Consider the following 13,687-nt stretch of genomic DNA (forward strand, 5'->3'; position numbering starts at 1 on the left):
ATTCTATCAAATTATGCTAGAACACTAATTGTATTGCTTAAATTTTCTTTGTTTATAAAATCTAAAATAAATTCTTTTACTTCGTTGCTTGCTTCTGTTTTAGTTGCAAACGAATTAATGTAAAATTCATCGTCCTTATCGCTAATATGGATAATTTCTGTGTAGCCTTTGGTAATTAAACTGCCTTTCAGCTTAATTATGTTGACCTGCTGCTTCCCGTCAAGCTCTTTGCGAACCTGTAATTTTATAGCTCTTTCCATATTCAAATACTTTTAAATAATTAACTATCATTCAGTTACTAAATTTAAAACATTTAATCTATCGAAATCAGATTTTAACACTATTCGCAACGTATTATTTATCAACATATTATAAACATTCCTTCTTTTTTATAAAAGAAATGCCAAATACCAGTAAAATCAAGTCTTTCGAGATTACTTCCCTGCAAAATCTTTGTCGCTCAAAGTTTTCATGAATGCAATAAGGTTTTCTTTTTCCAATTCTGTAAGCGGAATTCTGTTACCATTATTTTTAAAAATAGGATCTAAATTCTCTGCTTCCAAAACACCATTGTCAAAATAATCCAAAACAGATTTTAAAGTCGTGAACTGTCCAAAGCTTCCATAAGGCGCCGTATATTCAACATTACGTAAACTCGGAACTCTAAAACTCATAAAATCAGACGGAATTCCGGTAACTCTTCCTCTTCCCGCCTCATTAGAATCTGTATTTAGCGGAAATCCAATATTTCTAAAACTATGGTCTGTAAACAATTCTGTACTATGACAGCTGGCACATTTCTGCTGAAACGTTGCATAACCCGCCGCTTCACTTTCTGTAAACGTCTGACCTTCTTTTCGTTTTACTTTGTCGTATTTGCTATTAGCAGAAATTAAAGTGTATTCAAACTGAGCAATACTTTTATAAATTCTATCAGCTGTAATTTCCTGATCTCCAAAAGCTTTTTTAAATAAGTCTTTATAAGATGCATCGTCTTTAATTTTTCCGATCACTTCCAGAATCGAAGAATCCATTTCTTCGTGGGTAATAATGGGCACTAATGGCTGTGTTTCTAACTGGAGTCTGCTTCCATCCCAATTAAAGAACTTTAAAAACATTAAATTCTGAAGCGGTGGCGCATTTCTAAGTCCGACTCTTCCTTCAATACCAATTGCTCGTGCATTATGATCTGCAAAAGCATTTCCTTGAATATGGCAACTTGAACATGAAATTGTATTGTCTGCGCTAAATCTTTTATCAGAAAAAAGTTTTTCGCCCAATTCAGCTCCATATTTTGTAGGCTTATTCAAACTCACATAACTGTTTACTTCTGGAAAATCTGTGGGAATATGTAATGAAAGCTCAGGATTATCAAAATAAGTTTCATCAGAATCACTACTGCTACAAGAAGTGAAAAAGATTACGACTATAATGAAGCCAAATATTTTTTTCATTTTAATGAATTTTAAAATAGAGCCGTCTTTTAATTTCAGACGGCTCTGAAATATAATTTAAATCAATAGATTAGATTTAGTTTTTCAATAGCCCCTAGTTTTAACTAGGGGATTTTAAAAATGCAAACTAACTAGGCTTAAGCCAAATTAACATGTTTGGGCTAAAGCCCTGTTTTTGTTAATTTTATTGACCTCCATCTAAAGATGGAGGCAATTATTTTTTAAAATCAAAGTTTAGTTTAGTTTTCTACACTAGTTACAGAAAACATTCCTGAAATATCGTTTGTTCCGTTTCCTCCCAGATTGTCCACAAATTTTACCATTTGGGCTGCAGTATGCACATTTGGAGTAGCATTATCACTCATACCTGTTCCTGTTGACAATGTAATTGTATTGATTTTTCCACTCAATAATTTATCAAAATCAGCTTTAATTTTGATTTTTGGAGCTTTACTTCCAACCACTGCATTTGTTGTAAGACTTAATGTAACATCTCTATAAGCATTTACACCTTGCGTGTAAGCTCCTTCTGTTCCAGCAACAGTACTTCCGGTATGAATAGACATTACTTTGTTATCTGTATCATAAAAACCTTCTACTTTTGTAAAACGGTATCCAGTTCCCCATTCCCACATCATCTGCGTATCATTAGCTCCAGCTGCTGCATAAAATTTAGGAAATCTTGTTTGGTCTAAAGTATTTTGTTCTGTCTTGATTCCTAAACCAAATTTAATCTGCTTGTATGTTGCAGATGGCACATTACTCAAAACATAACTCAAAGAAGCTGTTTTTGCCTGATCAATAACCGTTGCACCTTTATCTAAATCATTTACATTGTAAGGCACTTCACTTCCGTCATCTTTTATAAGACGAATGTTACTGATCACATATTTTACTTCAGAAAAGTGATGAATTTGTCCTGCAGCAGAAGTATTTGTAGTTGCAGAAGCCGAAGTCGCATCTCCTAAAACAATTGTCTTGTCTTTGAAAGTATTATTGAATTCCAGCGTTAGATTGTTTGCCGCTGGAGTGCTATCATCATTTGAACAAGATGCAAATGCCAAAGCAGCTGCTGATAATAAAAGGTATTTTTTTAAAGTTTCCATTATATGATTTTAAATTTTTGTAAGGTATTCTATTTTTATAATTGACAAGGGGCAATTACAAAATAGGCGGCGGTACAAAAATTTCGAGACAAGGTTCTGTCTGATCGGTTTCTTTATAAAGAGTAACTTTTTTAGAATGTATAACTTTTGGAACAGAAACTGCAAATTCAATATTGGAGATTAAAGCGATATCAATCTTTTTGCTAATGCTTCTCAATTCTAGATCTGTATTTTTCTCTGTTTCCTGAAGCTCTTTTTTTAAATGGCATTTACCATGACATTGCAATTCTGGCTTGGCTTTATTGACACAAAACTCTTTTTCTATGGCATTTTGATTCAGTTTAAAGTGCACAATGATAAGCGCCTGCTGGAATGAAACCAGCAGGAACAGAATTGTCATTGTGATACTAAAAACCTTTTTCATTTTTATTTACTAGAAATTCAATTTTAAAGACGTGAAAATATTGCGTCCCATTCTCGGGATATTTCCCCAATCAGCATACGTGCTGTAGTATTCGTTTAATAAATTCTCAGCTCCAATCTGTACTGTGCTTCTAACTTTATTGATTGTAAAAGAATAATTGGCAGAAATATTCCAAATTGCATAAGCCGCCGTTAAATCTTCACCATATTCAGGACTATAGTTAATCTGTTCAAAATCCCCATTTACAGAAGTCTGGATTCCAAAGTTTTTATACATATAATGCAATGAAGTCACGTAACTTAACGGACGTATAAATGGCAGATTTCCTCCTTTATTATCCATTCCGCGGGCATAAGTAAGCGTTCCTTTCCAATGAAGATGTTCCAAAATATCATAACTCACATTCGCAGACATATTCAAAAGTGTTGCATAATCTAGCGAAGTATATCCTTTTACTCCAACCGATTGATAATTCATCGGACTTCCTAAACTCAAGATTTTACCAATAATATAATTATCAATGTAGAAATAGTTTATTTTTCCCTGAATGCTTAATCTTTCATTTGTAAAACCTGCGCTTGCATTTCCTTCATACGAAATTTCATTTTTCAAATTAGGATCTCCGATGTAATCATAACGGTCAAAACTATTATAAATGTAATATCCGTAACCCTCAGAAACAGAAGGCGCTCTATGGCCGTAACCTGTTCCTACAGAGAAATTAAACTGATCTATATTTAATTGATAACTAGCATTTAAACTTGGTAGAAATCTCGTTTTTTCCTGAGGCGCTCCAGGATGAAAAATCCAGTTGAACTCTATATACTTAGAATAATTGTAATTTACTCCCAAAGAACCACCTAGATTGACCGTGCTTTTCTCCGAAAGTTCCCAAGAATTATTCATGGAAAGTCCAGCAAAACGAGTCGTTACCCAAGGCCAGCTATAAGCAAACATCGTTCTCTCGCTTCTATCTTGCGGGTACATACGCATTTCTGCAATCGACAAATTATCATAAGCATTCAACTGAATTTCAGACGAATAATTATTCTTTTTCAAATTGGCTTTAGAAACCAATCCGTAAGTCGTGCTCCAGCCTGGCATATCCATGTGAACCAAATTTTCTGGTCGCGTTGTATCATCCATATAATGCTCAATGGCATTAAAATATACTTTTGTATCTACCACTCTTACCAATCCTTCTTCAAACAATTGCTTATAAGAAGCCGAAGTAATCAACGCGCGCGAAAGCCACAAATCCATTGGCAAAGCAGGATAACCTACATCTTTTGCCACATCAAAAATCGCATCCAATCGTAATGACGATAAGTCGCTTGTTTTATACGCTAATCCTAATGAAGTGTTGAATTTATTGTATTGCGAATGCTTTACTTCATCGTTATTTCCATCAGAATAATTATCGGCTGTTCGGTACGAAATGCTTCCGTCTGCCACAAATTTAGTTCCCGAATAAGAGATATTTCCTAAATTGAAAAACTGCTTATTATTAAACTCAAATCCAGTTTGATACGCTCCATTCCATTTCTTTTGAAGACCAAACGGCGTGCTTTTTCGTTTTAAATCGATGCTTCCTGCAATGGTTGATCCGTGCAGACTTCCCTCCTGTCCCGATTTAATATCAATTGCCGCTAGATTATTACTTTCTACATAAGAGGTAATCGGGTCCATCTTGTCAGTACAAGCGCCAAAAACGTGCATTCCGTCAATAGTTACCGTAGAACGTTCGGTGCTCATGTTGTTCAATAAAGGTTCCCAAGCATAAGCTCCACGCTTTATGAAACTGATATTATCCGATGATGATAGAAATTCATCAACAGAAACTGCCATTTTCATCTCGGTTTCAATTTTCTTTTTTGTCGCATTTTTTACGGTTACTTCTTCTAAGTTTTTGATGCTGTCGTGGTGTGCATGCTGATTTTGTGCTGTTACCGACAATCCCAAAAAAAGCAACATTATAATATATTTCATGTAATTAGAATAAAGTATCAATATATAGTTCGCTTTTCACGCCTTCTACTCCTGGCGTGTGATCCGTTGGAACTACAGTTCCTTTTACGATTAATCCGTTCTGATTCATCATAATTAAATTCAAGGTCCAGTTTCCTGTCATCGTGTAATTAACAACACCATGATAGAAACCATCATTTTCCTGCATCAAATCCTTGTTATTTGGAGAAGAATGATTTCCCATAGAAGGTTCAGGCATTCGAGGATCTAACTTTAAAGTATATCCAGCAACTTCTGAATACGAAAATTGCGTTGGATCTGGAAAAGCTCCAGCAGGAGTTGTTGGTTTATTGTATTTGTAAACTCCAGCCACAAGCGGGTTTTCTGAAACTGTCGGTTTTTGAGGTGAAACGAGTGCGATTACATATTGTTCTCCGTCATTTCCTGCAAAAGCCGTCATGTTTAGATTCTTATTGGTTTGTTTTTCAACTGTTACATCTTTATTGATTTCCTGTTTTTGGTTATCAGCCGTAAAACTGATGTACAATTTCCAGCTTGCCGTAGTTGAGCTTTCGCCAGTAAAAACAGAATAACCGCTATAATATTTATTAGCAGCATCGTACGCCATATTATACTCATGCGGACATGAGCTTTTGCTTCCGTCAGCGTTGCTTAATATTGGCAGAAAAGTTACAGCAGAAGAAATCAGTTCTTGATTATTCTGAGTATTGACAATTTTTAAATGAAGCTCATTATATCCTTTGTAAAATGTTCCGTTTAAGGCATCTATAGTAATTTTATAGTTGCCACTTGTTAAAGAAGTTGCTTCTTTAAATTCGTAATTTCCAGGAACCTCAGAACCGGTTTCAGCTTCGTAATCTGTTTTATCAATTGTACAGGAACTAACCGCAAACAATAATACGATAATCCAAAAATTAAAAGATTTCATTTGATGATGTTGTAAAAAACGTTTAAAATTTAGCATCATGTCATAAATTTTTGAATACCAAAAAAAGAGTCAAAATGCTGTGAATGAGCCAAAGGATTGGCAAGTGTAAATGAAAATGGAAGCGTTTTTCCCTTTCAATTACAAAAGAAGATCAAAATTAGTTTCAAAAAAGAAAAACAGATTATACAGAGCCAATCCAAAAGTTAGAATTTGGAATTTGGAGTTTAAAATATTTGGAATTTAAAACTAAAGTGACCTCTACGCTGTATAGAGCGGAGGATGAAAAGTAAGATTAGAAGCCCCGATTGGTTTCTTATCAAATAAAATAGAAGAATTATCTTTTGATTCGATAATAGGAATTGCTTGAAAACTAATTTCAGCAGTATTTTGAACGTATACAAGCTCTAATTTGTCTTTTAGACTGTCTTGCATTTTTCGTTCGTTATCAGAATATTTTTTAATGCTTTTTTGAAGTTCGCATCGACCATTACAGCTATTAAAAGCCTGCTTACGCTGCACGCAAATGGTTTTCGCAATTTCTTTTTGATTAATTTTAAAAGAAGCATAAACGAACAAGCTACCAAAAGATGGCGACAGAATTAAAATAGAAAGTGCTATGATGATTACCCTTTTCAATTGCTTGTTCAATAGTTGCTCGCAAAAGTACATACTATTTTGTATTTATTTTAACTAATTCTGCATTTTTTATTGGATGGAACTATTCAAATCCTATTTGCGAAAAAGCGAACTCCTCATCAATTAACGAAATATCGCAAATAAAAAACTTCCTCTTTTTGATAAAGCCTTTAAAATAAAGCAATTATAAATAAGGCACACTAATTGGCTAAAATCTGGCATCATTTATAAATATAAAAATGCAAATATGATACACAGCCAAATTTCCTTCTGTATACAAGCCTTGGCGCATATTAAACACAAAAAATTTCACTTCTTAATCTAGATTAACCAACAGACCTTTCACTCTGTAATACATTTGCAGTGTAATCATAATAAAACAAAACAGAATACCATTTATAAGTTTAAATTTTAAACCAAAAAATCAATTTAAATTAAAAATATAAACAAATATTAATCTTAAAATCAAAAACCATGAGCACATTTACAGTAAAAGACGGAGCAGAAATTTATTACAAAGATTGGGGACAAGGACAGCCAATTGTTTTTCATCACGGATGGCCTTTATCAAGCGATGATTGGGACGCACAAATGATGTTTTTTCTTCAAAAAGGATACAGAGTTATTGCACACGATCGCCGCGGACACGGACGTTCTAGCCAAACTTCTGAAGGAAATAATATGGAAACTTACGCATCAGACATTGCTCAATTAGTTGAAGCTTTAGATTTAAAAGATGCAATTCACGTTGGTCATTCAACAGGAGGCGGTGAAGTAATTCGTTATGCAGCAAAATACGGAAAAGGACGTATCTCAAAAGCAGTAATTATAAGCGCTGTACCGCCAATTATGGTACAAAGCGAATCGAATCCAGAAGGTGTGCCTTTGTCTGTTTTTGACGAAATCAGAAAAGGAACAGCTTTTACGAGATCACAATATTTTTATGATTTCCCAATTCCTTTTTATGGATGGAATCGCGAAGGACAAACCGTTCAAGAAGGAATTAAGCAAAATTGGTGGCGTCAAGGAATGATGGGTTCTGTTTTGGCTCATTACGAAGGAATTAAAGCTTTCTCTGAAACCGATTTTAGAGAAGATCTTAAAAGTTTAGACATCCCAGTTTTGGTTTTACATGGAGAAGATGACCAGATCGTTCCGTATCATCAAGCACCAAAATCGGCTGCATTGCTTAAAAACGGAAAATTAATTTCTTACCCAGGATTTCCTCACGGAATGCCAACTACAGAAGCAGAAACAATCAACAATGATATTCTGGCTTTCATAAAATAACTCCAAAACACAACTGTCTGCAAAGAAGTTTTGCAGACAGTTTAAACTCTCCAAACCATGAGTTCTATACAACAACCCTATTTTGAAACCGTTACAGAAGCTTTACAATGGCTGAATGTACAAGGTTTTACAGAAAACTTTAATCTCGATTCAGATTGTATTCGATACAATAACAATACGCTTAGTATGTCTCCAGAAGAGTTCAAAATCGAATATTTATTCCGTTTTGAAGGCGACACCGATCCTGGCGATGAAGATATTGTATACGGCATAATCTCTGAAATCTACAATATAAAAGGTGTTTTAACCAGCGCTTTCGGGATTTATGCAGATTCTGTTTCTGCCGAAATGATCAAAAAACTTTCTACGCATTAATATAACCCAGTTGCGAAATATCGCTAATAGCTAAATATCCCAACAAGCTTAACTAATTATAAATCTAAAAATAATAAACATCATGAAACCATCAGTAAACTTATTAACTCCAGACAATCACGCATTAGTCCTAATCGATTTTGAAGGCCAGATGGCTTTTGCAACAAGCAATCTTCCTGTGCACGAATTGCGTACCAATGTGGCAATCGTTGCTGGAGCATCAAAAATCTTTAATGTGGCAACAGTGGTAACTACGGTTGCAGAAGAAAGTTTCTCGGGTCCTGTTTTTCCTGAAGTTGAAGAATTTTATCCAATTGCTACTTCTGGATATATAGACCGAACCACGATGAATACTTGGGAAGATGAAAACGCTTATAAAGCTATTGTAGCAAAAAACAAAAAGAAAATTGTCCTTGCGGGTTTATGGACAAGCGTTTGTATAGTTGGCCCAGCTTTGTCTGCTATTGAAGAAGGTTATGAAGTTTACATCATAACAGACGCTTGCGGTGATGTAAGCAACGAAGCTCACGAACGCGCGGTTCAGAGAATGATACAAGCTGGCGTGATTCCGATTACTTCTATCCAATATTTATTAGAACTTCAGAGAGATTGGGCTCGCGAAGCGACTTATGGTCCCGTAACTTCTTTAATGAAAAAATATGGCGGTTCTTACGGTTTAGGTATTCAGTACGCGCACACGATGCTAAAACACTAATCAGGAAACCCAAATTTAGTATCAATCTCTTACGCTTCATTATCTTGGAATCATCAAAATCCATATTGCCAAAAATCCTTTTGCTTGTTATTCTTGCTTTTCTTTTAATGGGAAACAAAATATCAGCACAAAATTTTAAACTCTTGCGTTACGATGAAAATTATGAGTTTTTAAAAGATTCAAATCGAAACTTTTACGAACGATTAAAATTCATTCCCTTAAATCAGAAGAAAGACATTTATATGTCAATTGGCGGTGAAGCTCGATATGAATATGTTGATTTTAATAATGAAGATTGGGGAAGATTTAATATCGGACATAACAATTTCCTACTTCAGCGCTACGATCTTCATGCCGATGTTCATTTAGGAAAAACCTTTAGAATATTTGCTCAATTAAGAAGTGCCTTAGAAGATGGCCGAACAAATGGAGCACGCGGGATTGACGAAGATCAGCTGAATGTTCAGAATTTATTTTTGGATGTGAATGTCTGGCGGCATAAAGACAAAAAAATAACGATTCGTGCCGGAAGACAAGAATTAGATTATGGTTCTGGAAGATTGATTTCTGTTCGAGAGGGTCCAAACGCAAGACTCTATTTCACAGGAGGAAAACTAATGTATACCTCGTCAAGAGTATCAATTGATGCTTTTGCGATGATGGCAGATACTGTTTATACAGGTGTTTTTGACAACAAAATGTCTAAGCAACTTAACCTTTGGGGAGCTTATTCTAAAATAATATTTCCAAAAGCAGGAAATCTCGATCTGTATTATCTCGGGTTCAGAAGAGATGCCTCTGTTTTTGAAGAAGGAATTGCTCCCGAAAGACGCCATACAATAGGTTCCAGATTATGGAAATATGGCGGTGGTTTTATTTACAATCTCGAAGCAGCTTATCAATTTGGGACATTCGGATCGGGAAATATCAACGCTTGGACAGGCTCAATTGATATCGGATATATGTTTGAAAATGTAAAATTCAAACCAACCATCAATCTTCGAAATGATTATATCTCAGGAGATAAAAATCAAGGCAATGGAAATCTCCAAACGTTCAATCCTTTATATCCAAAAGGAGGTTATTTTGGTTTTAGTCCGCAAGTTGGCCCAGTAAACCTTATCGACATTCATCCGTATGCAACTTTTGATTTGCTTTCGAATTTAAAAATGCAGGTCGATGTAGTTTTAAATTGGAGATATTCAACACAAGACGGAGTTTACAGACCAAGCGGTATCTTAAACCTTCGTGGAAGCGATTCTGATGAAAAGTATATTGGAACGGCTTATCTCGCCAATTTTACATATGGTATCAACAAATATATTTCGGTTGTCAGCGGTATTCAGTACTTCAAAACAGGAGCTTTTATCAATGATGTCATTCCGAATTCTAAAGACGGCGTTTTCTTTAATGCCAGATTAACATTCAAATTTTAATTGTCAATTATCAATTGTTAATTATCAATTTCTCACAAACTAAACCCTTAACCATGAAAACAAACACTTCAACATACAGAATTAGATTTTCGCATCTACTTCTTTTACTTATAACATTTGCAGGCTCACTTAGTAACAATGCATTTGCACAAACTGCTTCAATAGGTTCTACAGTAACTTGGGGGAAGGTAGACGGAATTGCAGTAAACGGATTGGTCCAAGGACCATCTGCAGCAGAAGCTGATTTACAAGTTGCCTGCGTTTTTGAATATACAGAAGGTGATATTTTTAACCCTCCTGCCCTTCCTGCAAACTTAAACGGAATGGTACATCTAGACGATGCGTTGAAAGGAATTATAACTGAATTACGCAAAAGCGGTAAATTTCAAGGACATGCTCTAGAAACTTTGCTAATTACACCTCCAAAAGGCACTTTAGCCTCCAAACAATTATTATTAATCGGATTGGGAGACCGCAACAAATTTACACCCGATTTAATGATTAGCGTTGGAAGCACTGCCATGCGCGAAGCCTTACGTTTAGGTGTTTCCAATTATTCTTTTGCAAGTGATATTAAAGACGCTGGAATCGATTCTCCAACCGCTTTAGTTGCCGAAAATGTAGTTTTAGGTTCTTTCGAAGCCTATAGAACGCAATCTTATTTAAAAGAAAAAAAGTTGACGGATTATAAGCCTTTAACAAAAATTATTCTTCTTGCAGGCCCTGCATATTATACTGTTGCAGGAGAAGGAATTAAAGAAGCAATTGCAAAATTAAACTCAAAATAATTTAATTATGAAAGCAGATTTAATTTTATTCAATGGTAAAATTCATAGTTTCAATCCAGAAACACCAGATGTTACTGCAGTTGCAATTAATGACGGAAAATTTATTGCCGTTGGAAATGACAGCGATATTATGAGTTTTGCTTCTGAAGAAACCAAAATAATAGATCTTCAGAATAAGAGAGCTGTTCCTGGAATCAATGATTCTCACATTCACCTTATTCGTGGCGGATTGAACTATAATTTAGAATTGCGTTGGGATGGCGTTCCTTCTTTATCAGATGCGCTTCGAATGCTGAAAGAACAAGTAGATCGCACACCAAATCCGCAATGGGTTCGTGTCGTAGGCGGCTGGTCAGAATTTCAGTTTGCCGAACGCAGAATGCCAACTTTAGAAGAAATTAATGCTATTGCGCCAGACACTCCTGTTTTTATTCTGCATTTGTACGACAGAGCCATTATAAACAGAGCGGCACTGAGAGCTGTTGGCTACAACAAAAATACGCCTGCTCCACCGGGCGGACAAATAGAACGTGATTCCAAAGGAGAACCAACAGGACTTATAATTGCTACACCAAATGCAATGATTTTGTATTCGACTTTGGCTAAAGGTCCTACTCTTTCGTATGAACATCAGATTAATTCGACTCGTCATTTTATGAAAGAATTGAACCGCTTCGGAATCACAAGCGTAATTGATGCTGGCGGCGGATTTCAGAATTTTCCAGACGATTATAAAGTGGTCAATGAATTGAATGAAAAGAACCAATTAACGGTAAGAATTGCGTACAATCTTTTCACACAAAAGCCAAAACATGAATTTGAAGATTTCTCCGATTGGATTGATACCGTAAAATTATATCAGGGAAATGATATGTACCGCCACAATGGCGCTGGTGAAATGCTGGTTTTTTCTGCAGCCGATTTTGAAGATTTCCTGCAGCCAAGACCCGATCTTCCTGAAAATATGGAAGCCGATTTAGAAAAAGTGGTGCGCCTTTTAGTCGAAAATCGTTGGCCATTTAGACTTCACGCAACTTACAATGAAAGCATTACCAGATTTTTGAATGTTTTTGAAAAAATAAATCAAGATGTTCCTTTCAACGGACTTCCGTGGATATTTGACCATGCTGAAACTATTGATGAAAGAAACATCGAACGCGTAAAAGCTTTAGGAGGTGGAATCGCTGTACAAAGCAGAATGGCATATCAAGGCGAATATTTCACCGATCGTTACGGTGCAAAAGCGGCTGAAAACACACCGCCAATTAAAAAGATGATAGAAATGGAAGTTCCTGTTGGCGCAGGTTCAGACGCTACGAGAGTGAGCAGTTACAATCCGTGGGTTTCTATGTATTGGATGACTGTTGGAAAAACTGTCGGTGGATTGCAATTGTACAATGAAACGAGATTGAACAGACAAACTGCTTTAGAATTGTATACTAGAGGAAGCGCATGGTTTTCGCAGGAACAAACTAAAAAAGGAGATATTAAAGTGGGAATGTTTGCTGATTTAGTGGTTTTAGACCGAGATTATTTTACCATTGACGACGAAGACATTAAAAAAATCGAAGCTGATTTAACCATTGTGGACGGAAAAATTGTGTACGCCAATGGAGATTTTTCTTCTTTCTCTCCGCCTCATATTCCGATACTTCCTGATTGGTCGCCAACGAATATCTATAACGGATATCCTGTGAGAAGCGGTCTACAAAGTGCTATCGAAAAAAATGCAAAAGAAGATGCAAAACCTAAACTGACTTCGCAAATTCATAGCTGTTCAGGAAGTTGCGATGTTCATTTACACAATCACGATGCTGCACGAATGAGCAATGTTCCAGTTAACAATTATAATGCATTTTGGGGCGCTTTGGGCTGTTCTTGTTTTGCTTTTTAAACTTAAAAAATGATTGATATTATAAAACAAATCCTTTATTCCGATTTAGGAACAGCATTCAACAATGCGGCGCTTTTAGTATTTAGAATTCTGCTTGCCATTGAATTGTTCAGAGTCCACGGAATGAAGAAATTCAGAGTCGAAGACGGACAAAAAGAACATGTCCCGAATCCGTTGCATTTACCTGAAAAACTAAACGGTCTAATGGCAACGTTTTCAGACACTGTAATTCCGTTTTTCATTATTCTCGGACTTGGAACAAGGCTCGCTGTCTTGCCTACAATTGGCGTAACCGCAATTGGCTATTTTGTGGTTCACAAAAACGATTCGCTCGAAGTGCGCGATGTACCATTTATGTACACTTTATCCTTATTACTGCTTCTTGCCCTTGGCGCAGGAACGTATTCACTTGATTATTATCTAATAACGTTTCTAAACAATTAATTTAAATACAAAATATTTTTAACACATAGAAACATAGCTTTTTAGAGCGAGTAAAAGGCGTTTCACTTGTATTAATACACATAGCTTTATCAACTTTGTCAAAGTTTAAAACTTTGACAAAGTTCTCGCAAAGAACTATGTGTTAGAAACTAGTTTCTTTCTTTATTCTTTTCAAAACAAGGAGAAAAATTATGTTACTATGTGTTTA

The 13,687-nt window shown here is 35.5% G+C and carries 14 protein-coding genes; 7 read left to right on the forward strand and 7 right to left on the reverse strand.

Features of this window, described 5'->3' with window-relative positions:
- Window positions 1-11: 11 nt before the first annotated feature.
- The 7 genes from AC5ZCW_RS01865 to AC5ZCW_RS01895 form a co-directional block, all read right to left on the reverse strand.
- On the reverse strand, window positions 12-260 hold the full coding sequence (locus AC5ZCW_RS01865) for a hypothetical protein (protein WP_177209766.1): 249 nt from the start codon (window positions 258-260) through the stop codon (window positions 12-14).
- A gap of 174 nt (window positions 261-434) precedes the next feature.
- Window positions 435-1,454, reverse strand: a complete 1,020-nt coding sequence (locus AC5ZCW_RS01870) for a cytochrome-c peroxidase (protein WP_496117558.1) — start codon at window positions 1,452-1,454, stop codon at window positions 435-437.
- A 239-nt stretch (window positions 1,455-1,693) separates the two neighbouring features.
- Entirely contained in the window at window positions 1,694-2,560 is an 867-nt protein-coding gene (locus AC5ZCW_RS01875; protein ID WP_496117560.1) for an MbnP family protein, read from the reverse strand.
- 55 nt (window positions 2,561-2,615) lie between these two features.
- Window positions 2,616-2,984 carry a hypothetical protein gene (locus AC5ZCW_RS01880; RefSeq protein WP_177209769.1) on the reverse strand — a complete coding sequence of 123 codons (369 nt, stop codon included), beginning with the start codon at window positions 2,982-2,984 and terminating at the stop codon, window positions 2,616-2,618.
- Window positions 2,985-2,993: 9 nt separating this feature from the next.
- On the reverse strand, window positions 2,994-4,973 hold the full coding sequence (locus tag AC5ZCW_RS01885) for a TonB-dependent receptor plug domain-containing protein (protein WP_496117562.1): 1,980 nt from the start codon (window positions 4,971-4,973) through the stop codon (window positions 2,994-2,996).
- Between the two features lie 4 nt (window positions 4,974-4,977).
- On the reverse strand, window positions 4,978-5,940 hold the full coding sequence (locus AC5ZCW_RS01890) for a hypothetical protein (protein WP_496117564.1): 963 nt from the start codon (window positions 5,938-5,940) through the stop codon (window positions 4,978-4,980).
- A 219-nt stretch (window positions 5,941-6,159) separates the two neighbouring features.
- Window positions 6,160-6,570 (reverse strand): hypothetical protein, encoded by a 411-nt coding sequence (locus AC5ZCW_RS01895; RefSeq protein ID WP_496117566.1) that lies wholly within the window; start codon window positions 6,568-6,570, stop codon window positions 6,160-6,162.
- Window positions 6,571-7,011: 441 nt separating this feature from the next.
- Here AC5ZCW_RS01895 and AC5ZCW_RS01900 point away from each other — a divergent pair, with 441 nt between their 5' ends.
- The 7 genes from AC5ZCW_RS01900 (at window position 7,012) to AC5ZCW_RS01930 (ending at window position 13,479) form a co-directional block, all read left to right on the forward strand.
- Window positions 7,012-7,827, forward strand: a complete 816-nt coding sequence (locus AC5ZCW_RS01900; protein ID WP_496117568.1) for an alpha/beta fold hydrolase — start codon at window positions 7,012-7,014, stop codon at window positions 7,825-7,827.
- A 57-nt stretch (window positions 7,828-7,884) separates the two neighbouring features.
- Window positions 7,885-8,202 (forward strand): phosphoribosylpyrophosphate synthetase, encoded by a 318-nt coding sequence (locus tag AC5ZCW_RS01905; protein WP_496117570.1) that lies wholly within the window; start codon window positions 7,885-7,887, stop codon window positions 8,200-8,202.
- 82 nt (window positions 8,203-8,284) lie between these two features.
- Complete coding sequence (locus tag AC5ZCW_RS01910; RefSeq protein ID WP_496117572.1) at window positions 8,285-8,917, forward strand: hydrolase; 633 nt, start codon at window positions 8,285-8,287, stop codon at window positions 8,915-8,917.
- Between the two features lie 143 nt (window positions 8,918-9,060).
- Window positions 9,061-10,353, forward strand: a complete 1,293-nt coding sequence (locus tag AC5ZCW_RS01915) for an alginate export family protein (RefSeq protein ID WP_496117574.1) — start codon at window positions 9,061-9,063, stop codon at window positions 10,351-10,353.
- A gap of 53 nt (window positions 10,354-10,406) precedes the next feature.
- Complete coding sequence (locus AC5ZCW_RS01920) at window positions 10,407-11,141, forward strand: M17 family peptidase N-terminal domain-containing protein (protein ID WP_496117576.1); 735 nt, start codon at window positions 10,407-10,409, stop codon at window positions 11,139-11,141.
- A 7-nt stretch (window positions 11,142-11,148) separates the two neighbouring features.
- A complete protein-coding gene (locus tag AC5ZCW_RS01925) occupies window positions 11,149-13,035 on the forward strand; it encodes an amidohydrolase (protein WP_496117578.1) in 1,887 nt (628 codons plus the stop codon).
- Between the two features lie 9 nt (window positions 13,036-13,044).
- Window positions 13,045-13,479 carry a DoxX family protein gene (locus tag AC5ZCW_RS01930; protein ID WP_496117580.1) on the forward strand — a complete coding sequence of 145 codons (435 nt, stop codon included), beginning with the start codon at window positions 13,045-13,047 and terminating at the stop codon, window positions 13,477-13,479.
- The last annotated feature ends 208 nt before the right edge of the window (window positions 13,480-13,687 follow it).

The organism is Flavobacterium sp. PLA-DH12, from assembly GCF_059511845.1.

Coding starts and splice junctions, on each gene's coding strand:
- AC5ZCW_RS01865 (WP_177209766.1), bottom strand. CDS start 260: ATGGAAAGAGCTATAAAATTACAGGTTCGCAAAGAGCTTGACGGGAAG.
- AC5ZCW_RS01870 (WP_496117558.1), bottom strand. CDS start 1,454: ATGAAAAAAATATTTGGCTTCATTATAGTCGTAATCTTTTTCACTTCT.
- AC5ZCW_RS01875 (WP_496117560.1), bottom strand. CDS start 2,560: ATGGAAACTTTAAAAAAATACCTTTTATTATCAGCAGCTGCTTTGGCA.
- AC5ZCW_RS01880 (WP_177209769.1), bottom strand. CDS start 2,984: ATGAAAAAGGTTTTTAGTATCACAATGACAATTCTGTTCCTGCTGGTT.
- AC5ZCW_RS01885 (WP_496117562.1), bottom strand. CDS start 4,973: ATGAAATATATTATAATGTTGCTTTTTTTGGGATTGTCGGTAACAGCA.
- AC5ZCW_RS01890 (WP_496117564.1), bottom strand. CDS start 5,940: ATGATGCTAAATTTTAAACGTTTTTTACAACATCATCAAATGAAATCT.
- AC5ZCW_RS01895 (WP_496117566.1), bottom strand. CDS start 6,570: ATGTACTTTTGCGAGCAACTATTGAACAAGCAATTGAAAAGGGTAATC.
- AC5ZCW_RS01900 (WP_496117568.1), top strand. CDS start 7,012: ATGAGCACATTTACAGTAAAAGACGGAGCAGAAATTTATTACAAAGAT.
- AC5ZCW_RS01905 (WP_496117570.1), top strand. CDS start 7,885: ATGAGTTCTATACAACAACCCTATTTTGAAACCGTTACAGAAGCTTTA.
- AC5ZCW_RS01910 (WP_496117572.1), top strand. CDS start 8,285: ATGAAACCATCAGTAAACTTATTAACTCCAGACAATCACGCATTAGTC.
- AC5ZCW_RS01920 (WP_496117576.1), top strand. CDS start 10,407: ATGAAAACAAACACTTCAACATACAGAATTAGATTTTCGCATCTACTT.
- AC5ZCW_RS01925 (WP_496117578.1), top strand. CDS start 11,149: ATGAAAGCAGATTTAATTTTATTCAATGGTAAAATTCATAGTTTCAAT.
- AC5ZCW_RS01930 (WP_496117580.1), top strand. CDS start 13,045: ATGATTGATATTATAAAACAAATCCTTTATTCCGATTTAGGAACAGCA.